Source organism: Amycolatopsis sp. WGS_07 (assembly GCF_045278895.1).
In the GTDB taxonomy this organism is placed as follows: domain Bacteria; phylum Actinomycetota; class Actinomycetes; order Mycobacteriales; family Pseudonocardiaceae; genus Amycolatopsis.
In genome coordinates, this window is sequence record NZ_CP136053.1 from 1,865,741 (window position 1) to 1,885,109 (window position 19,369).

At 69.6% G+C, this 19,369-nt stretch carries 16 protein-coding genes; 5 read left to right on the top strand and 11 right to left on the bottom strand.

All coding sequences use genetic code 11. The features are described from left to right. Positions 1-122 precede the first annotated feature (122 nt). From RPX00_RS08620 to RPX00_RS08645, 6 genes are all read right to left on the bottom strand, one after another. Positions 123-1,118 (bottom strand): DUF742 domain-containing protein, encoded by a 996-nt coding sequence (locus RPX00_RS08620; RefSeq protein WP_406638927.1) that lies wholly within the window; start codon positions 1,116-1,118, stop codon positions 123-125. A 3-nt stretch (positions 1,119-1,121) separates the two neighbouring features. Beyond that, positions 1,122-1,553 (bottom strand): roadblock/LC7 domain-containing protein, encoded by a 432-nt coding sequence (locus tag RPX00_RS08625; protein ID WP_009083953.1) that lies wholly within the window; start codon positions 1,551-1,553, stop codon positions 1,122-1,124. A 453-nt stretch (positions 1,554-2,006) separates the two neighbouring features. Further along, positions 2,007-2,612, bottom strand: a complete 606-nt coding sequence (locus tag RPX00_RS08630; RefSeq protein WP_116204130.1) for an ATP/GTP-binding protein — start codon at positions 2,610-2,612, stop codon at positions 2,007-2,009. Next, positions 2,593-3,369, bottom strand: a complete 777-nt coding sequence (locus tag RPX00_RS08635; protein ID WP_378314499.1) for a DUF742 domain-containing protein — start codon at positions 3,367-3,369, stop codon at positions 2,593-2,595. The genes RPX00_RS08630 and RPX00_RS08635 overlap by 20 nt, the downstream gene beginning before the upstream one ends. A gap of 27 nt (positions 3,370-3,396) precedes the next feature. Further along, positions 3,397-3,873: a roadblock/LC7 domain-containing protein gene (locus RPX00_RS08640; RefSeq protein ID WP_369871052.1), complete on the bottom strand. Its 477-nt coding sequence runs from the start codon at positions 3,871-3,873 to the stop codon at positions 3,397-3,399. Further along, positions 3,870-6,935 (bottom strand): nitrate- and nitrite sensing domain-containing protein, encoded by a 3,066-nt coding sequence (locus tag RPX00_RS08645; protein WP_406638928.1) that lies wholly within the window; start codon positions 6,933-6,935, stop codon positions 3,870-3,872. Before RPX00_RS08645 ends, RPX00_RS08640 begins: the two co-directional genes overlap by 4 nt. 699 nt (positions 6,936-7,634) lie before the next feature. On the opposite strand from RPX00_RS08645, the gene RPX00_RS08650 reads away from it, so the two are divergent. The 4 genes from RPX00_RS08650 to RPX00_RS08665 are packed head-to-tail and all read left to right on the top strand — an operon-like array spanning position 7,635 to position 11,060. Beyond that, entirely contained in the window at positions 7,635-8,597 is a 963-nt protein-coding gene (locus tag RPX00_RS08650; RefSeq protein WP_406642842.1) for an ABC transporter substrate-binding protein, read from the top strand. A gap of 1 nt (position 8,598) precedes the next feature. Further along, a complete protein-coding gene (locus RPX00_RS08655; RefSeq protein WP_406638930.1) occupies positions 8,599-9,366 on the top strand; it encodes an ABC transporter permease in 768 nt (255 codons plus the stop codon). Continuing rightward, on the top strand, positions 9,363-10,187 hold the full coding sequence (locus tag RPX00_RS08660) for an ABC transporter permease (RefSeq protein WP_406638931.1): 825 nt from the start codon (positions 9,363-9,365) through the stop codon (positions 10,185-10,187). Before RPX00_RS08655 ends, RPX00_RS08660 begins: the two co-directional genes overlap by 4 nt. 15 nt (positions 10,188-10,202) lie before the next feature. Beyond that, positions 10,203-11,060, top strand: coding sequence for an ABC transporter ATP-binding protein (locus RPX00_RS08665; RefSeq protein ID WP_406638932.1), 858 nt, complete (start codon positions 10,203-10,205; stop codon positions 11,058-11,060). Here the strand turns inward: RPX00_RS08665 and RPX00_RS08670 are convergent, their stop codons facing one another. The 5 genes from RPX00_RS08670 to RPX00_RS08690 all read right to left on the bottom strand — a co-directional run bounded on the left by RPX00_RS08670 (position 11,061) and on the right by RPX00_RS08690 (position 18,211). Next, on the bottom strand, positions 11,061-11,348 hold the full coding sequence (locus RPX00_RS08670; protein ID WP_406638933.1) for a hypothetical protein: 288 nt from the start codon (positions 11,346-11,348) through the stop codon (positions 11,061-11,063). A gap of 264 nt (positions 11,349-11,612) precedes the next feature. After that, positions 11,613-12,830, bottom strand: a complete 1,218-nt coding sequence (locus RPX00_RS08675; RefSeq protein WP_406638934.1) for an acyl-CoA dehydrogenase family protein — start codon at positions 12,828-12,830, stop codon at positions 11,613-11,615. Between the two features lie 100 nt (positions 12,831-12,930). Next, complete coding sequence (locus RPX00_RS08680) at positions 12,931-14,571, bottom strand: protease pro-enzyme activation domain-containing protein (protein ID WP_406638935.1); 1,641 nt, start codon at positions 14,569-14,571, stop codon at positions 12,931-12,933. A 322-nt stretch (positions 14,572-14,893) separates the two neighbouring features. Then, the gene (locus RPX00_RS08685) at positions 14,894-15,571 is read right to left on the bottom strand and encodes a copper homeostasis protein CutC (protein WP_406638936.1); all 678 of its coding nucleotides are present in this window, start codon (positions 15,569-15,571) and stop codon (positions 14,894-14,896) included. A 3-nt stretch (positions 15,572-15,574) separates the two neighbouring features. Further along, positions 15,575-18,211 carry a nitrate- and nitrite sensing domain-containing protein gene (locus tag RPX00_RS08690; protein WP_406638938.1) on the bottom strand — a complete coding sequence of 879 codons (2,637 nt, stop codon included), beginning with the start codon at positions 18,209-18,211 and terminating at the stop codon, positions 15,575-15,577. A 259-nt stretch (positions 18,212-18,470) separates the two neighbouring features. Between RPX00_RS08690 and RPX00_RS08695 the strand changes: the two genes are divergently transcribed. After that, complete coding sequence (locus RPX00_RS08695; protein ID WP_406638940.1) at positions 18,471-19,367, top strand: ABC transporter substrate-binding protein; 897 nt, start codon at positions 18,471-18,473, stop codon at positions 19,365-19,367. Positions 19,368-19,369 lie beyond the last annotated feature (2 nt).

The following is a 19,369-nucleotide window of genomic DNA, read 5'->3' on the forward strand; positions in this document are numbered from 1 at the left end:
GCGCACCCAATGTGGCATTGGGGCGGTTCGGCCGAGGCGAGCGCAACGGGGTGGAGCGGGGCCCGGAGCGGTCGAGAACCGGGGGCCGGGCAGGCCGAAAGCGGCGGCCGGGGCAGGAACCGTCAGAGGTTGCGCAGCCCCTGCAGCACCCGCTCCATGAACTCCCGCGACGAGCGATCGCCGAGGACCAGGTCGGTCTGGTGCAGCATGACGAGACCGATGTCGGCCATGTCGCCCACCAGCACCTTCACCACGCCCAGCGGCAGGTGCAGGTGCGCGGCGATCTCGGCGACCGACCGGGTGTCCAGGCACAGATCGCAGATCCGCCGGTGCTCGATCGACCGGACCCCGCGGTAACGGCGGCCCTCGTCGCTGGTGGAGACCAGGGCTTCGAGCGCGAGGTTGTGGTCTGAGCGGGTCCGGCCGCGGGTGCGTGCGTACGGACGCACGCGCGATTTCGTCGGCTGCGCGGGCGGTTCCGGCTGGGCGGGTTCCTCAGCGGCCCAGAACCGGTCCAGTTCGGACACTCCGGAAGCCGGGCCTGGGTAGGAGTCCTCGGCGGGCGAGGGTTCCTCGACCAGCGCGTGCCTGCTTCGGGTGGCTTGTTCGACGTGTTCCCGTTGGTACGCCGAGCCTTCCGGCACCACGCGGTCGTCCGGGCCGGGCGAACCGGCGTACTCGTCGAAGGAGTACGGGTCGTGCGCCGGGGGCTTGCGCGGCGGCTCCTCCCAGCGCGCAGGCTGGGGTTCCTCCCAGTACCCGGACTCGCCGTCCTCGACCCACTCGTAACCGTCGTCCCAGCTCTCCTCCTCGACCGGAGGCGGAGGCGGCGGGGCCACCGGGCGCGGGGCGACCGCCTGCTGCACCGGACGCGGCGCGGGAGCCGGGCGAGCGGCGGGCGCCGGACGGGGGGCGGGTGCCGGACGAGGCGCGGGCTCCGGACGTCGAGCGGCGGCGGGTGGCGGAGCCGGCGCGGGCCGCGGCTGCCGGTGGGGCAGCCGCATGCTCAGCGAACTCATGTCGTACCGGCTCGGCGAGTCGAACGACTCCCGCTCAGTGCCTTTGTGGAGGGCGTCCCAGGCGCCCGTGTCCTGGTCTCCGAAACCCGAGATCTTCATCGGCTACCCCAGCACCCCGCCGCCTTGCAGCTGCGCGCGCAGCTCCGGCGTGATCTGCTCGCCGACCCGCTCGACCAGCAGGGTCATCTCGTACGCCACCGTCCCGATGTCGCACGTCGGCGCGGCGAGCACCGCGAGGCAGGACCCGTCGGAGACCGACATCAGGAACAGGTACCCGCGTTCCATCTCGACCACGGTCTGGTTCACGCCGCCCGCCTCGAAGCACCGCGCCGCGCCCTGGGTGAGGCTGATCAGCCCGGACGCCACCGCCGAGAGCTGCTCGGCGCGCTCCTGCGGCAAACCCTCCGAAGGCGCCAGCATCAGTCCGTCGGCCGACACCAGCACCGCGTGCGCCGCACCCGGGACCCGGCGCACGAAATCCGAGATCAGCCAGCTGAACGTGCCCTGGTCCGCTGGCCGGTCGGAATCGGTCACTGCCCCTCCAAGCTCCTCGAACGCTGCCGGACGCCCGTTCACCGTCTGCCGGTCATCCTCGCCCGGCCGCGGTGAAGTCGTCGTTCCAGCGTATTCACGCACCCGGTCGTGTCGAGCGTGTGCCCGGGCACGGTACGTGTCTGCCGGATGTAACGTCGCGCGAACGCATGCACAACCACGCATTCGCGGGTCACTCGGTGGTGGCGGCGGCCACCGTGCGCAGCGGGATGTCCGTGCAGGTCACCGCCGGTCCGACGCCCCGATCAGGGGCGCTCGGCCTCGGGGGCGAGCGGGCAGGACTACTCAGCCTGCGCCACTCGGAGGCACCACTCCCCGAAGCAGGTGAAGCGCGCGGAGTTCACTCCAACGGCCGCACCCGGGCCGGGGCGGAACGGGAATCTGGGAGTCGGCGGACGCCTCCTTCACAGACGGCAGCGGGGACCGGAGGCGGGACTAGCCCGCCCGCAACGCCGTGTCGTGCGCGATCGCGTGCTGCACGACGGAGATCAGCACCTGCTTCGCCGACTCCCGCTCCCGCGCGTCGCACGCCATGATCGGCACCGACGGCGAGATGGTGAGCGCGTGCCGCACGTCCTCGATCTGGTGGTGCAGCAACCGGTCGAAGCAGTTGATCGCCACGACGTAGGGCAGCTTCCGGTTCTCGAAGAAGTCGATCGACGGGAACGCGTCGGCGAGCCGGCGCGTGTCGACCAGCACGACCGCGCCGATCGCGCCCACCGCGAGGTCGTCCCACATGAACCAGAACCGGTGCTGGCCCGGCGTGCCGAACACGTACAGCACCAGGTCGGAGTCGAGCGAGATCCGGCCGAAGTCCATGGCCACCGTGGTGGTCGACTTGTTCGGCGTCGCCGACACGTCGTCGTGGCCCACGCTGGCCTCGGTCATCATGGCCTCGGTGGTCAGCGGGTCGATCTCGGAGATCGCCCCGACCATAGTCGTCTTGCCCGAACCGAACCCACCCGCGACCACGATCTTGGCCGACGAGGTCGGACCCGTATGCGGTGTGTTCGCGTCGGAGTCAAATTCTCCGAAGCCCACTGAGCACCCTTTCCATGAACTCGATACTGGGGCGGTCGCCCGAATTCGTACTGCTGCTCGTGTGCACGAGCACCAGGCCGAGGCCCGCCACGTCACCAATCAGCACTCGCACCACGCCGAGCGGCAGCCGCAGCAGCGCGGCCACCTCGGCGACCGACCGGGTGTCGAGGCACAGGTCGCAGATCGACCGGTGTTCCGGCACGCGGACGCGGTCAAGCACCCGGCCCTGCTCGCTCGTCGACACCAGGGCCTCGATCGCGAGGTCGTAGGTCGGTTTCGTGCGTCCTCGGGTGCGGAAGTAAGGCCGGACCAGCCCGGAGGTCTCCACCTCGGCGGGCTCGTCCACGTACTCGCCCGCCGCCTGCGCGGGCAGCGCGGCGGCCAGGCCGTTCGACGGGAAGCTCGACGGGCCTGGCGACCCGTCGCGTTCGGCGCTGAACGCGGCGAACTCGGCCGAGTCGTACAGCGGTCCGCTCGCCCCGCCGAACAGCTCCGAACCGGGCCCGCCGAGCAGCCGCTCGCGGTACCCGGGCACCGCGGTGATGCCCGGCTGCTGCCCGGCGTTGGAATCGGTCAGCCAGTTCGGCGGTTCGCGCACCGGCTCGGAATCCGCGGCTTGGACGTCCCGCGAACGCCATTCGCGGTCGACCCGATCCCGGAAGGACTTCCAATCCTCCCGGCTCTGGTCTCGATCGCCCCAGCCCCCGGTGTGCTCGTCACCGAGCCGGCCGTCGCCGCGCAAGCGCCCGTCGTCCACGGTTTACTCCTGTAGTCCTAGGTCCGCCTAGCGACGGACCGCAGCGCCCTGCAGTTGTGCCCGCATCTCCGGTGTCAGCTGCTGGCCGACCCGTTCGACCAGCAGAGTCATCTCGTACACCACCAAGCCGATGTCGCTTTCCGGCGACCCGAGCACCGCGAGGCACGAGCCGTCGGACACCGACATCAGGAAGAGAAATCCGTTCGCCATCTCGACCACGGTCTGCGCGACCGGGCCGCCCTCGAACACCTTGGCCGCGCCGCGCGCGAGGCTGGTCAGCCCCGAGGCGACGGCCGCAAGCTGGTCCGCCCGGTCCTTCGGCAGCCCGCGCGAAGACGCGAGCAGCAGACCGTCGGCCGAGACGACCACCGCGTGCGCCGCACCGGGCACCCGGTGGACGAAGTCCGTGATCAGCCATGCGAAGCTGCTCGCCGCGCTGCCGCCGGCCTGCCTGCCGTTCGGCTGCACCGAGCCGCCTCCCGGCTGCACTCCCGCCCGTGTCACTCTCGCTCCTCACTGCTGTCGCTCACATACCCGGCCCCGGTGACGCGAACCCCGTCGTCGTCGAGCCGGGCTTCCGGCGGCCGCTCCTTCAGTGCGTGCCTGCCGGACTTGTACCCACGCTGGAAGCTTGCCATCCGGCTGCGGGCAGCCGTCGCCGAGCGGGTGATCGCACCCGTTCCGGGCATTCCGGCGGTCGCGTCGGTGAACGAGTTCTGCTGCTGCGCCGGTTCCGGCGCGTTGCCGATCGAGCCGGGGACCAGGTACGCGTTGGGCACGCGCTTGGGCAGCCCGGCGGACGTGATCTCCTCGTTCTTGGATTCGAGCAGCGACTGCGCCGCCTGCCAGCCCTCGTCGGAGACGCTGTGCCAGCTGTCGTCGGCCGGTTCGTCGGAACCGGGGTAGAGCGGCGTCGCTTCGACCGCCGCCTGCTGCTCGGGCTCGGCCCGGGTCTCCTCCGCTTCGGCCGGAGCCGGGGCCTGCGCGGTCTGCGGTTCGGGCGCGGCGGATTCGGCCACGCCAGTACCACCGGTGCCGTTCTCGTTGTCCTCGCCCTCGCTGAACCAGCGCGACAGCACCGACTGGTAGATCGGCAGCCGCCGGGTGGGCACGTCGTCCTCGAGCGCGGCGGAGCCGTCCGGTTCGGCGGGCGGCTGCTCGTTCGGCGTTTCCGGCGCGACGTACTTCGGTTCCCGCTTCGGCAGCACCAGCGGCGGGAATTCGGTCTGCGCCATGCTCGCGCCCTCGCCGTAGGACTCGCGAGTGAGCGGGGCGAGATCCTCCGCGGTCGGCCACGCCGGGGTTTCCGCCGCCGGCGTCGCCGGGCTGAGGAACGGACCGGCCGCCCGGTTGCCCGCCACCAGGTCGTCGAGGCTGATCGGCTGGTCGAGCGGGACGAGGCCGCCGTTCTCCGACGCTCCGCCGGTCGAGCCCATCGCCTCGGTCAGCTCGGCGGCCGCGGGCGGCGGCGCGAGCGGAAGCGGGTTCGGCGGCTCGGGTTCGCGGTTCAGCGGCGGGAGGCTCGGGTGCGAGACCTCGTTGCGGTTCGGCGGCGGCGGGGTGTTCCGCATCGTCGGGGACACGGTCCGGACCTGGGTGAGCAGCTCGACCGGGACCACGACGCGGGCGATCACGCCGCCCTCGATGTCCTCGTTCTCGCGCAGCCGCACCTCGATGCCGTGCCGCTGGGCCAGCCGCGCGACCACGTACAGGCCCATTCGCCTGGTCACCGACACGTCCAGGTCCGGCGGGTCGGCGAGGCGCTCGTTGACCTCGGCGAGGCGTTCCTCGCTCATCCCGACACCGTGGTCGGTGACCTGGATCGCCAGCGCCTTCTTGCGCGTGATGACCGCGCGGACGGTGATCTTGGTTTCCGGTTCGGAGAAGTAGGTCGCGTTGTCGAGCAGTTCCGCGAGCACGTGCACGAGGTCGTGGATCGCGAGGCCCTGCACCGCGACCTCGGGAACGATGCCGATCTCGATGCGGGCGTACTGCTCGATCTCCGACACCGCGGCACCGATCACGTCGGCGGCAGGCACCGGCTTGGGCACCGACTTCGCGAGACCCGCGCCCGAAAGCACCAGCAGCGATTCACCGTTGCGGCGCAACCGGGTGGCCAGGTGGTCGAGTTCGAACAGGCTCGCGAGATGGTCCGGGTCCTGCTCGTCGGCCTCGAGCCGGTCGATCACGCCGAGCTGGCGTTCCACCAGCCGCTGCGACCGCCGGGAGAGGTTCACGAAGATGCCGTTGACGTTCTCGCGCAGCAGTGCCTGCTCGGCGGCCATCTTGACCGCCTGCTCGTGCACCACGTCGAACGAGCGCGCCACTTCGCCGATCTCGTCGCGGGTGAGGACCGGGACCGGGTCGACCGCCTTCTTCGAGGCGTTGACCGGGTCCGGGTCGTCGAGGATGGCCTGCACGGTTTCCGGCAGCCGGGTGTAGGCGACGTCCAGCGCGGTCTTCCGCAGCACCCGCAGCGGGCGCAGCATGAGCCGGGCGATGACCAGCATCAGCATCAGCGCGGCGACCAGCGCGGCGAGCACGATGACCCCGCCGACCCACGCCGACCGGACCGCGTTGCTGGCCAGTTCGTCGGCCTGTGCGCGCAGCTGGGTCAGCAGGTTGACCTCGACCGCGCGCAGTTTGTCGGCGGCGACGGTGGAGTCCTGGCCGAGCTTGGTGCCGTCGAGGTTGAGCGGCTGGCTCTGCTGGGCGAAGGAGAACGCCTGTGTCTGCAACCGCCGACGCTCGTCGACCTCGGGGCCGGAGTAGGTGTCGTTGTAGAGCTGGACCTGGTCGCCGGTGGCGTTCGCGAGGAACGCGGTGATCGACGCGTCGCCGCTGGCCTCGGCGGCCCGGGTCTCGTCGATCAGGTTGCCGGGGAACTCGTTGCGGAACGCGGCGATCTGCAGCGCGGAGTCGCCGCGGAGGATGAACTCCTTCGCCTCGCTGATCGCCTGCGTGCTCGTGCCGAGCCGGAGCAGGTCGCGGTCGGTGGTCGCGGTGGCGACCTCGCGGCCGAGCTGGATCAGCGAGTCGAGCACTGAAGAGTAGGTGTCGAGCACCGCGCGGTCGGAGTAGGCCGAGGTGGTCATCGCCGCGCGCAGCGGGCGCAGCGCGTCGAGGCGCTGGAGGCCGCGCGCATAGCGGTCGCTGGTGGCCTGGTTGTCGTTCTCGAGGTTGACCGCGGCGTTGCGCAGGTCGTCCACGTCACGGTCGACCTTGGCCATCTGCGCGTCGAGGCCGGTCTGGCGAAGCGGGTCGGCCGAGGAAATCCGGATCACGGCCAGCGCGCGCTCGCGCTGCAGGTCGTGCACGACCGCGGTGACCTTCTCGGCGAAGGCGACCTGGTTGGCGGTGTGGTTGAGGTCGACCGCCGAGCGCACGTCGTCGACCACGCGCAGCACACCGAGCACCAGTGCGGTGATCGTGGGAATGAGGAGAATCAGCGCCAGCTTCGACCGCAGCCGCCAGTTGCCGAGCGCGAGCCAGGACCGCTGCTGCGCGGTCCCCGCGTTCTCCTGAGCGGAGGCCTCCCCTGCCCCCGCGGTGTCTTCTTTCGGCACCGCCGCACCACCGTCCGGGCCCGAGGGGCCCGTTGATTCCGAACCTGCCGTGCTCGTGGCCACTACGCGCACGCTCCCGGCAGGTCATCCGCCACCTGAGTGGTCTGGACCGCGGTCCGAACTGTTACACCCTTTCGAGTGAAAAGATCGACTTCCCCGTGCGGCTGCCCGCCACCTCGGGCACGGAATCGGTTCAGGTCTGGCATGACGTTCGGTCCCCGCACGTGGTCGATCTCTTGGTCCGTTCGGCCGAGGCCACCCTTCACCGGCTTGCCGCCGGCGTGCGCGGAGAGCCTTTTCGCATGTCCTGCTCTCACTACATCGGTGGTCCACACCTCACACTGCAGGAGCAGAGGGTAGCGAACGCCTGGCCGATTTGTAACCCTCCAGAAGTTGCCCGGAGAGCACCCAGGCAGCGGATCAAGGCCCATCGGGCACCCACGGGTCGTTCACGTACCCCGGCATACCAGCGGATTCGATCACCTGATCGAGTGACCAGTGCCACGTCTGAATCGTATATGAACACCCATTGTGAGTGATCGTCCTGGTTCTCTACAGTAGCCGCGTGACTCCGGACAATGAGCCACCTTCCCCCCGCGTCCACGCCAGACGCGGGCCCATTTGCTAGGAGCGACCTTGTTTGATGAAGCGGTGAGCGGCCAGCGCAATTACGGCAGGCGGGGGTTCCTGTCGCTCGCGATGGCAGGCGGTGTCGCGCTGACGGCCAGCAGCTGCGGCCTGCTGGGCGGATCGGAGGATTCGGGCGGGTCGAACGGCGGCTCCGGGGTCGAAAAGGCCAAGATCAAGGTCTCGATCATGCCGACGATCGACGTGGTGCCCTTCCACCTCGCGGTCCAGAACGGCTACTTCAAGAACGAGGGTCTCGAAGTCGAAGCCGTCGACGCGGCCAGCGGTGACGCGTCGCTGCAGAAGCTGCAGGCGGGCGAGGTCGACATCGCCTACGCGAGCTACACGCCGTTCTTCATCGCCAAGAGCAAGGGCGCCGCGGACATCAAGCTCGTCGCCGACGCCTCTTCGGCCGGTCCGAAGAGCACCGAGGTCGTCGCGATGCCGAACGGCAACATCAAGAACGTGCGCGACCTGGCGGGCAAGAAGATCGGGATCACCGCCACCAACACGATTTGCGACACCCTGACCAAATCGGTCATGCGCGACAACGGCGTGAACTTCGCCGACGTGAAGTGGGTTTCGCTGCGGTTCCCGGACATCGGCCCCGCGGTCAAGCGCGGCGACATCGACGCGGGCTTCCTCACCGAGCCGTTCATCACGCAGTCGGCGAAGGTCAACGGGACGGTCGAGGTCATCGACACCGCCTCCGGCGGCACCAAGGACTTCCCGACCGCGGGCTACGGCTCGCTCGGCAAGTTCACCGACAAGAACCCGAAGACGGTCGCCGCGTTCCAGCGCGCGATGCTGCGGGCCACCAAGGACGCGGCCGACCGCTCCAAGATCGAGCCGCTGATGATCCAGTTCTCGAAGGTGGACGAGGCGACCGCGAAGATCACGAACCTGCTGACCTTCCAGTCCACTTTGGACGCCCGGCGCATCCAGCGCGTGCCGGACCTGCTGCAGCAGTTCGGTTCCATCCAGTCGAAGATCGACGTGCAGTCGATGATCGTCCCGCAGGCGAACGCGTCCTGACGTGCGCCTCGTCCGGAACCTGACCGGCCTGCTCGGCTTCCTCCTGATCTGGGAGGCCGTCGTGCGGGCCGGTCTGATCGACCAGAACGACCTTCCCCCGCCGACCGTCGTCTTCGCCCGCATCGGCGAACTGTTCGGCGACGTCGAATTCGTCCGCGACGTGGTCGCCTCGGTGCTCGCGTGGCTGATCGCGCTGCTCATCTCGATCGCCATCGCGGTGCCCGCCGGCCTGCTGCTCGGCAGTGTCCGCTGGCTGCGCGACGCGACCAAGGCGATCGTCGAATTCCTGCGCCCGATCCCTTCGGTGGCCCTGATTCCGCTGGTGCTGATCGTCGTCGGCGGCGGCCCGGAAGCGAAAATCACGCTGGCCGTGTACGCGGCGGTGTGGCCGATTCTCTTCAACACCATCTACGCGCTGGCTGAGATCGACCCGCTGCTGCTGGAAACCGCGCGCACGTACGGAACTCCGCGCGCGCGGGTGCTGACCTCGGTCGCGCTGCCGCACGCCGCGCCGTTCGTGTTCACCGGGATCCGGCTGTCCGCGGCGATTTCGCTGATCCTGGTGATCAGCACGGAATTCCTGGCCGGCGCGAAACTCGGCATCGGGCAGTTCGTGCTCGAGGCCAGCTCCGGTCCCGGCCGGATGGACCTGGTGCTCGCCGGAACGGTCGTCGCCGGGATCCTCGGGTACATCGTGAACGAAGGCCTGGAGCGACTGGGCAACCGGCTGTTCCGCTGGAGCAGCGCTGTCGAAGGAGCCGCCGCGTGAGTGTGGTCGAGAAGCCCTCCACCGTCACGCGCCGGGTGAGCCGCGGCCTCAGCGGGTTCGCCCGCAAGTGGCTGCTGTTCGCGATTCTGGTGGTGCTGTGGGAGATCGCGACGCAGCTGAGCGAAAGCGTGTTCTTCCCGCCGCCGTCGAAGATCGCCGCCGCGGCCGCGAAACTGTGGTTCTCCGGTCCGGCCTCGCACCTGTTCCTCGGCGACCCGGTGTTCGACCACATCCTGCCGAGCCTCGGCAGGCTGCTCGGCGGCTGGCTGCTGGCGGTGGTGATCGGCGTCGCGCTCGGCACCGTGCTGGGCCGCTCGCGCACCGGAATGGACTACGTGGGACCGCTGTTCGCGTTCTTCCGCGCGATCCCGCCGCCCGCGCTGGTGCCGGTGTTTATCATTCTGTTCGGCATCGGGCCGGGCATGCAGACCGCGACGATCATCTTCAGTTCGCTGTGGCCGGTGCTGATGAACACCGTCGACGGCGTCCGCTCGGTCGACAAGGTCAAGGTCGAGACGGCCCGCGCGTTCCGCACGCCGAAGCGGTACTGGATCGGGCTGGTCGTGCTGCCCTCGGCGCTGCCGAAGATCTTCGCCGGGCTTCGGGTGTCGCTTTCGATCTCGCTGATCCTGATGGCGATCTCCGAGCTGGTGGGAGCGCTCAACGGCATCGGCTACGCGCTGCTCGCCGCGCAGCGTTCGTACGACTTCGACCAGATGTGGGCGTGGATCGTGCTGCTGGGCATCCTCGGGTACGGGTTCAACGCCGCGCTGCTCGGCATCGAACGCCGGGTGCTCGGCTGGCAGCCCGGCCGCAACTAGGAAGGTTTTCCCGTTATGTCGACCATGCTCGAGGTCTCCGGCCTCAGCCACCGCTACGGCAGCGGCGAGTCCGCGCACGTGGCGGTCAACGAACTGTCGTTCACGGTCGAGGCCGGGCAGCTGGCGTGCATCGTCGGCCCGTCCGGCTGCGGCAAGTCCACTTTGCTGCGCGCGATCGCCGGCCTGATCCCGCCGACCGCGGGCACGGTGAGCCTGCACGGCGACCGCGTCACCTCGGTGCCGGACGATCTCGCCGTGGTGTTCCAGGACTACAGCCGTTCCCTGTTCCCGTGGCTGTCGGTCGTGAAGAACGTGGAATTCCCGCTGCGCTGGAGCAAACTCGACAAGGCGACCCGGCGCGCCAGGGCCGCCGAGGCGCTCGAGGCGGTCGGGCTCTCCGCGGCGGCGAACAAGTACCCGTGGCAACTGTCCGGCGGCATGCAGCAGCGGGTGTCGATCGCCCGCGCGCTGGCGAGCCGTCCGGCGCTGCTGCTGATGGACGAGCCGTTCGCGTCGGTGGACGCCCAGACGCGGTTCGAGCTGGAGGACCTCCTGCGCCGCGTCCAGGTCGAACAGGGCACGACGGTTTTGCTGGTGACGCACGACATCGACGAGAGCGTGTACCTGGGCGACCGGGTGCTGGTGCTGTCGAAGTCGCCGGCCCGGATCGTGGCGGATCTGAAGGTGGACCTGCCCGCGCAGCGCGACCAGATCACGACGCGGGAATCAGCGGAATTCGTTTCGCTGCGCGGCGAAGTGGCCCGGCTGCTGCACGGTCCGGCAGTGCAGGCGGCGGCCGATCTGGCGGAGCAGGAAGCGGCTGAGGCTGCTGCTTCTGAGGCGTCGGAGGCTGTCGTTTCGGAGAAGAAGTAGTCACAGCTTCGGGAACCAGACCGAGACGTCCGCGAGGGCGTCGAGGGTGTCGGGATCCAGGTGTCCGGCAACGGTTTCCGCTTCGGCGACCACCATGGTTCGACCGTCCACTCTGGACTGGAAGTGGTGGCCGGAGAAGGTCACGTCGGCGAGGCCGAGCAGGGTGGCGGCGAGGGGTTTGATGTCCCCGCTGCCCTGCACCGCCTCGACTTTTTCGCATCCTTCGGCTTCGCTCTTGCCGTGCCCGTCGCCGACGGAGAACAGCGAGCTGTCGATCTCGTGTTTCACCGCATGTTTGAGCTTGAACCGGCGGAAGGTCTCGTCCTTACGGCCGCGTAGCCTCCGCTTTGCGCGTCTTGAGGCTCCGGATCCGACGCTCGTCGCAACGCTGACTCCCGCCGCCGACGGCAGCGACTACCGCCACCCCGGCTACGAAACCTTTGCGCCGCCGCCCTTCCGGATCGGATACGGACCGTTTGGACCTTGCCTGAACTCGGTCAAAGTAGCCCGTGAACAGCGAAAACTCACCCGGTTCCGGCCGGTTTCACCCGTTCAGCCCTTAGCGCGGGAATTCGGTCCGGTCTCGTCCGGGCCGATCTCCGGCAGCGTCCGCACGCCGAGCACGTTGGCCCCGACCAGCTTCCGGGTCGCCAGGTTGCCCATCGGCATGAAGGTGCTCGCCTGGACGTCGCGCCACATGCGCTCGAACGGCAGCGCCTTCGTGTAAGACATCCCGCCCAGCGCGTCGACCAGGCGTTGCATCACCTGGACCGCATTGTTCGCCGCCGTGTACTTCACCACCGCGCTGCGGGCCACGCCGTCCTGGATGTCCCCGGTGAACAGGCGGCGGCTCGTCACCTCGTCGGCCTGGCGGTAGATCAGCGCGCGGGAGCTTTCCAGCAGGATCTGGCATTCGCCGATCACGTCCTGCAGCACCGGATCCTCCGCCTTGCCGCGCTGGATCAGCGTCTGCACGGTCCAATCCAGCGCGCCGGCCGCGATTCCCGTGTAGACCGCCGAGAACGCGGGCATCGCCCAGGCCCACACGGTTTCCAGCACCCGCGAGTCGAGGTGTTTCACCGGCAGCGAGTGCACCACCGCCGCGTCCTCGACGAACACCTTGTCCAGCTCGACGTCGTTGCTTTGGGTGCCGCGCATACCCATGGTGTTCCACGTCTGGTGGATCGTGACGCCAGGCTGGTCCAGCGCGATCTGGCACAGCAGCAGCCGCGGTCCGCCTTCGGCGTCCTCGTAACGGGCGGTGGTCGAGCAGTGCGTGGCGACCGCCGAGTTGGTCGCGAAGCTCTTGCGGCCGGTCAGTTCGAACCCGCCCTCGACGCGGACGGCGCGCGTCTTCGCGTCCGTCATGTCGTTGCGCAGGCCCGTTTCGCTGGTGATCGACGCCCAGACCAGCTCGCCGTCGACCGCTTTGCGCAGCAGTTCCGCCAGCCGGGGCGCTTTCGTGCGCCGCCACACGCTCGCCCACTGTCCCAGCGGCGACAGGTGCATCGTGAACGCCAGCGCGGTCGCGCCGTCGCCCATCGCCAGCCGTTCCAGCACGGGCAGGATTTCCGGCAGCCCGGCACCGGAACCGCCCAGTTCTTCCGGCACGGACAGCCGGAGGAAACCCGCTTCGCGCAGGTCGTCGTAGTTCTGATGCGGGAAGGTGTTGTCCCGGTCGTGCTCGGCCGCTCGCTCGGCGAACATGTCCGCGAGCTTGGCGGCGCGGTCGACGAGGGCCTGCTGCTTAGGCGTCAGGAGAGGCTGCACCCGGCCATCAAAACAGCGTCCCGGATCTTGGTCAATCCGCCAAATACTCGTGCGTGCCTGCACCGGTTCACGCCGGCACAGGCACGCACGACAGCCGCAATCAGCCGATCAGTTTGGACAGTCCGGAGCCGTTGAACGAACCCCAGCCGGTCGTCTGGTCATAGCCCTGGCCCGCGGAGAAGCCAGTGGTGCCGTTGAAGGTGTTGTTGCCCGTGGTCACGTCGTGGAAACCGGAACCGTAGGAGGAACCGTTGCCGATGCTGTAGAACTTCGTGTTCAGGTTGCCGAGGCCGCCCTGGTGGACCTGGTTCTGCAGCGCGACGAAGCCCGCCCACAGCGGAGCCGCGCCCGAGGTGCCCCACACGTTCCCGGTCTGTCCGCCGGAGATGATCGTGTACGCCGAACCCTGCGCGGCGTCCCCGGCGACGTCCGGGACCTTGCGCTTGGTCGTGCTCTGCTTGGACTGCCACGACGGCGCGGCGAAGATCGTCGAGATGCCACCGCCGCCAGCGCCGCCCGAGGCACCGTCGTTCCAGGTGGTCTCGCTGCTGTAGCCGTTCGACGAGTTCACCGTCAGCTGCGTGCCGCCGACGCCGGAGACGTTCGGGCTCGACGCCGGGAAGTCCACTGCCTGGGACTTGCTGCCGGTCTGGCGGGCACAGTCGGTGGTGCCGTCGTCGCCCGCGGCGGCGAAGTAGCTGATGCCCTCGGCGGTGCCGGTCGCGAGCGCCTTGTCGACGCTGTTGGCCGCGGCCGAGCCTTCCGCCGCCTCGCACGAGCCCCACGAGATCGAGACGACGCTGACCTTCTTGTCCGACGCGATCTTCTGGTACATCGCCAGCTCGCCCGCGTTGGAGTTCGGAGCCTCGTACACGTAGTCGTTCGCCGGGGCGGCCAGCGCGTGCACGACCTCGATGTCCAGGTCGACCTCGGTCTGGCCGTCGCCGGGGCTGGCGTCGTAGTTGGCTCCGTTCACCGAAACCGTGCTGACCGTGCCGCCCTTGAGGCCGTACTTCGTGTCGTACGCGGTGATGTCCGACTTCTTGTAGCCGTCGAACTCCACGAAACCGACATTCACCCCCGCGCCGGTCGCGGACATTCCGCTGGTGCCGTAGGCGGTCTTGAGGATGGTCGGCGTCACCGGTTTGACCGTGCGCGGCGCCTTCGCCGGCTTGGCGTGATGCTTCACCGCGTGGTTGTCGAGACCGACCACCGAATCGACCACCGCGGACACCGAAGCGGGCAATTCCGGCGCGGCGTCGTTCGCGTAGAACTTCCGGCCGGTGACGGTGTCGGTGTAATTGCCGAGGCGAGTATGGAAGGCGGATTCCAGCTGTCCGGCAGTCGCCGAGAAGGTGATCGCCTGACGGTTTCCGGAAACCTCAATACCCTGCGCGCCGCTGCGCTTGAGGAAATTCACCGCCTGGTCGGCCTCGGCCTGCGTCGGCCCGAACGCGGCGGTGAACTGCTCTGGCGAGAGGAAGTGGTGGTACTGCGGCGAGGCCGGGTCCTGCACGTCGGAAAGGAAGCGGGCCAGCGCCTGCTGGTTGTGCAGTTTGAGGGACAGGGCGGCGGGAATCTGCTGCTCAGCGGCAACATCGCCGGACCGCGCGCTGGCGGCGAGCGGTGCGGCGTTGCCGGAAAGGGCGACCAGCGGATCGGCGTTCGCGACGCCGGCCACGGACAGGCACAGCAGCGCCGGCAACGGGACCGCGGCGGCGACAAGCTTGCGCAAGCGCATGAGAATTCCTCTCGAGAGGCGGGGACCGGGCCGGCTAAATCGCGGTACCGACCCGTATCACCGACCCTAAAAAACCGCCCGAGGCAAAGAAACCTACTTTTGGCTGACCTTATCCCGGTTGGTTTGTTTTCCCCTTGCGCCATTGATGACTGATTCCCGCCGCGATGCCCCGCTAAATCCGGAAACCATCGGACGTCGGAATGCGGAAGCCGCGGACATTCCGGACCGCTTGCGCTCAGCCGCGCGGTGTGGGTGTCAAGCGAAGAAGGGAACCTTGCCGGAATTGGAATTCCCGGCGAGGTTCCCTTCTCGGACGAACGCGTCAGCCCTTGACCAGCTCCGCCCATTCGCGCACCGCCGCCGCGTCCACCGGAGCGTCCCAACCGGACGTACGCACCGCGCCGCCCACGTGGAACCCGCGCACGCCGCCGGCCCGCAGCAAATGCACCTGCTGCGCCCGCAGCCCACCGCCGACCAGCAGCGCCGGTCCATCGCCGCGCCGCGCGAGCTGTTGCAGCACCGACAGTCCAGAAGCGACACCGTTCGGATGCCCCGCCGCCAGCACGGTGTCGCAGCCAAGCTCGGCCAGCACGTCGTACGCGGCGATCGGGTTCCGCGCGCGGTCGATGGCCCGGTGGAACGTCCAGGGCCGCCCGTCGATCTCCTTCAGCAGCGAGCGGCACGCCTCGGCGTCGACCTCGCCGTCCTCGGTCAGGAAGCCGAACACGAACTCCTGCGCGCCCGCGGACACCAGCCGGGCCGCCGAGGCGCACAGCTCGTCGATCGCCCGGGCGTCGAAAGTGTTCTCCGCGCGCAGCATCACGCGCACCGGCAGATCAGTGGCCGCGAGCACCTCGCGCACCGTCGCCTCGCTCGGGGTGAGGCCGTCGCTGGCCATGTCGGCGACAAGTTCGAGCCGGTCCGCTCCGCCCTCCTGCGCCCGCTCCGCGTCCTGCGCGCCCAGCGCGATCACTTCCAGCAGGGCGGTGTTCGAACTCATGCCTCATCCGTTTCGATCCAGTGGCGGGGTGTCGTCCCCCCTGGCGTGCCTGCCGCGCCGGAAGCCGCCTTGCAGGCTCCTCATCCGCGCGCGCACCGCGTCGGGGGAAAGCGAGAGTATCGGCCGCTCCTCCTCGGTCGCGGCGGGGCCGCCCGCCACGTCGGCGACCCGCAGGAACGGCCAGGTGTCCTCGGCCCCGTCCTCTTGTTCCAGATGCTCCGGCGTCGGCCATTCCGGGGCCGCTTCGTCCGGGTCTTCGGTCGGGAATTCCGGCGGCGCTTCATCCGCGTGCTCCAGCTCCGGTTCGAACGCGGGCACTTCCGGCATCGGCGCGACGACGCGCGGCTCGGGTACCGCTGGCTCCTCCGCCGGCGCCGAGAGATCGAACCAGCGCGACAGCACGTCGCGGTAAGCAGGCATCCGGTCCGTCGGGGCATCGATTTCCAGGTGCGACCGCGACGGCTCGACCGGCCACGACGGGGCCTCCTCGACCACCGGCGCGCGCCGCAGCGGACCGGCGTCGTCGAGGGTCGGCGCGACCAGCTCGGCGGGCTCCTCCGGCTCCTCGACCGGTGTCAGCGGCGCGAGCGGGGCCAGCAGCTCCGGCTCCGGCGCGGGTTCCGGTTCGATCGGCGCGGGCGGCTGCGGCAGCGGCGGGGCCTCGGTGATCAACGCCGCCGGGACGACGACGGTCGCGGTGAGACCGCGGTCCTCGGCCGGGCGCAGCGCCACCGCGATCGCGTGCCGTTCGGCCAGCGTCGCGACCACGAACAGGCCCATCCGGCGCGACACCTCGACGTCGACCTCCGGCGGATGCGCCAGCCGCGCGTTGGTGCGGTCGATCTCCGCCTGCGGCATGCCGGCCCCGCGGTCGGTGATCTCGATCCGCCACGCCCCGTCCGGCGCCCGCGCGCTCTCCACGGTGACCGCGGACTGCGGACCGGAGTACCGGGTGGCGTTCTCCAGCAGCTCGGACACCACGTGCACCAGGTCGTTGACCGCGTCGCCGCGCACCGCGAGCGCGGGGGCCGGGCCGACCTCGATCCGCTGGTAATCCTCCACTTCGGACAGTGCGGCCCCGATGATCTCGTCGCCCACCACCGGTCCGGTGTCCTCGCGCACCAGGTCGGTGCCGGACAGCACCAGCAGGTTCTCGCTGTTGCGCCGCATCCGGGTGGCGAGGTGGTCCAGTTCGAACAGCCCGCCGAGGGTGTCCGGGTCCTGTTCGCCCGCCTCCATCCGGTCGAGCACGGACAGCTGCCGCTCCACCAGGTCCTGGCTGCGCTGTGACAGGTTGACGAACATCGCGTTCACGTTCTCGCGCAGCATCGCCTGCTCGGCGGCCAGCCGGACCGCCTCGCCGTGCACCGCGTCGAACGCGCGCGCGACCTGCCCGACTTCCTCGCGGGTGAAGATCGGCACCGGCGCGACCGCCGCCCGGTGCCGCAGATTTTCCGGTGCCGGATCGGGCTCGGTGAGCAACCGCTGCACGGCTTCGGGCAGCCGATGGTCGGCGACCTCCAGGGCGGTGCGGCGCAGGATCCGCAACGGCCGCAGCAGCGAACGCGCGATCACCACCGACAGGACACCGGCGACCAACAGGACACCGATGACGATTCCGCCGTCCCAGATCGTCGACGCGCGGGCGCTGGCGGCACGGGCGTCCGTCTTGTCCTGGAGCTGGACGAGCAGCGCCTGCTGCACCTGGTGGGCGAGATTGACCGTGTACGTCGCCGCGGTGTCCCACTGGTCCGCGTCCAGACCGGAGAGCGACTGGTTGTTCTCGGTACGCGTGAGCGCCGACTCGACCATGTCGTTGCCGATGTCGACGACGATGCCGATCACCGTGTCCGAGTACATCCGCTGCTCGTCCGGAGTGGCGAAGGTGCGGTAGTCGCTGCGCGCGGCGGCGAGTTCGGCTTCCGCGCCGAGCAGCGCGCGCGTCCGGTCGCGGTTGAGCGTGCCCTGCGCGATCGCCGCGGACATGACAGCGCGCTTGACCGACATCTGGTCCTTGATCCGCGCGAGCGCGTTCCCGGCGAGCCGCAGCCGCGCCAGGTCGGGTTCGGTGACGTCCGCCGCCGCGGTGTCGCTGATGTCGAGCAGGCCGGAAATCAGCTCGCTGTAGGAGCGGAGCACCGCGTCGGCCGGATACGCTGAGTGCTCAGCCGAATACCGAAGGCCGCCAAGCACTCGCAGCCGGTCGTCGCTCTGCTGCAGATCGCCCGCCGCGGACTCGTCAAGCCGCGACTTGCTGTCGGCGAGCGACCGCTCGAACGCGCCGATCGCCAGGTCGACCCGGGTGCGCTGGCCGACGAGGACGTCGGTGGGGCCCTTCCGGTCGCCCGCGACGAACCGCACCGTGACGTCGCGTTCGCGCTGCAGCTGGTGCACCACCTCGGCGACCGTCGTGTCGACCCGGCAGCGCGCGGCGAACTCGGCGAGCTGGCGGGCGTCGCGCAGGTCGCTGTTGACCCGCAGGCCGACCAGCACGACCACGGCCAGCGCGGGGATCAGCAGGACGACGAAGAGCTTGGTGCGCAGCCGCCAGTTCCGCAGCCGCCACCGGCCGCCGACCGGACGCGAGGCAGCCGGATCCGTCGCGTCACCCGAACGGGGACGGTCGTCGCGACGGGTCACCTGTGCTTCCTTTTCCACCGCGGGGACCTCTGCCCACGGACGTCATCGGGCTCCGGCCGGAAACTACCGCTTGGTAGTTCCCGGCGAAATGATCGGGAAGCCACCCTGGCGGGGGCACAGCCCTGCGGGCGATCGTATGGGCAGCGGCCCATACGATCCAGCACGAGGCAGAGATTCTCCCGGCAGGGGATGGCGAGTGAAAGCGACCGGTCTGAGGTTTGCGCTGGTGGCGACGTTGTTCGCACTCAGCGGCTGCTCCATGTTCGGATCCAGTGACGCTGGACAAGCGCAACCGCCGGAACGCGCGACGCTGCGGGTCGGCGTCGCGAGCCCGATCGACACCGCCCCGCTGCGGATCGCGGTCGCGGCGGGAAAGTTCCGCCAGGCCGGGCTGAATGTCCAACTGGTGGAACTCGGCGCGGGCGACGGCGTGGAAAAATTGAAGGCCGGGCAAATCGATGTGACGTTCGGCAGCGACGTGTCCCTGTTCCGCGCCGCCGGTTCCGGCACCGCCCTGCAACTGCAAGGCGAGGCTTACACCTTCGGCCGCACCACGATCGCGCTCGTCACGTTGCCCGGCTCCGAATACACCGAACCGACCGCGAAGAAATCACCGAAAATCGCGGTGGACTCCCCCGACGACATCGGTGCGCTCACCGCGCGATCGGTCCTCGGCACCGCGGGCGTCGACAAGTCGAAAATCGAGTTCGTGCCCCGGCCGTTCGGGCAGATGCCCGCCGCGCTGCAATCCGGGGACGCGGACGCGGCGCTGATGGTCGAGCCGTACATCACCCGCGCGGAGAAAGAGCTGGGCGCGCAGATCCTCGCCGACGGTTCGACCGGCGCGACCCTCGATTTCCCCGCCTCCGGCTACGCCGCGACCGGTCAATTCGCCGCGGCGAATCCGCGCACGCTGACGGCCTTCCGGAACGTCCTCACCCAGGCCCAGCTGGCCGCGTCCGATTCGGCGAAGGTGCGCGACGCGCTGCCGACGTTCTCCGACATCGACCAGACCACCGCCGCGCTGATCTCGCTCGGCAGCTACCCGACGACGTTGTCCGCGACCCGGCTGCAGCGCGTGGCCGACCTCATGCACAGCTCCGGGCAACTCGCCAACCGCCTCGACGTGGCGGCGATGCTGCCCAACGCGTTGTAGGC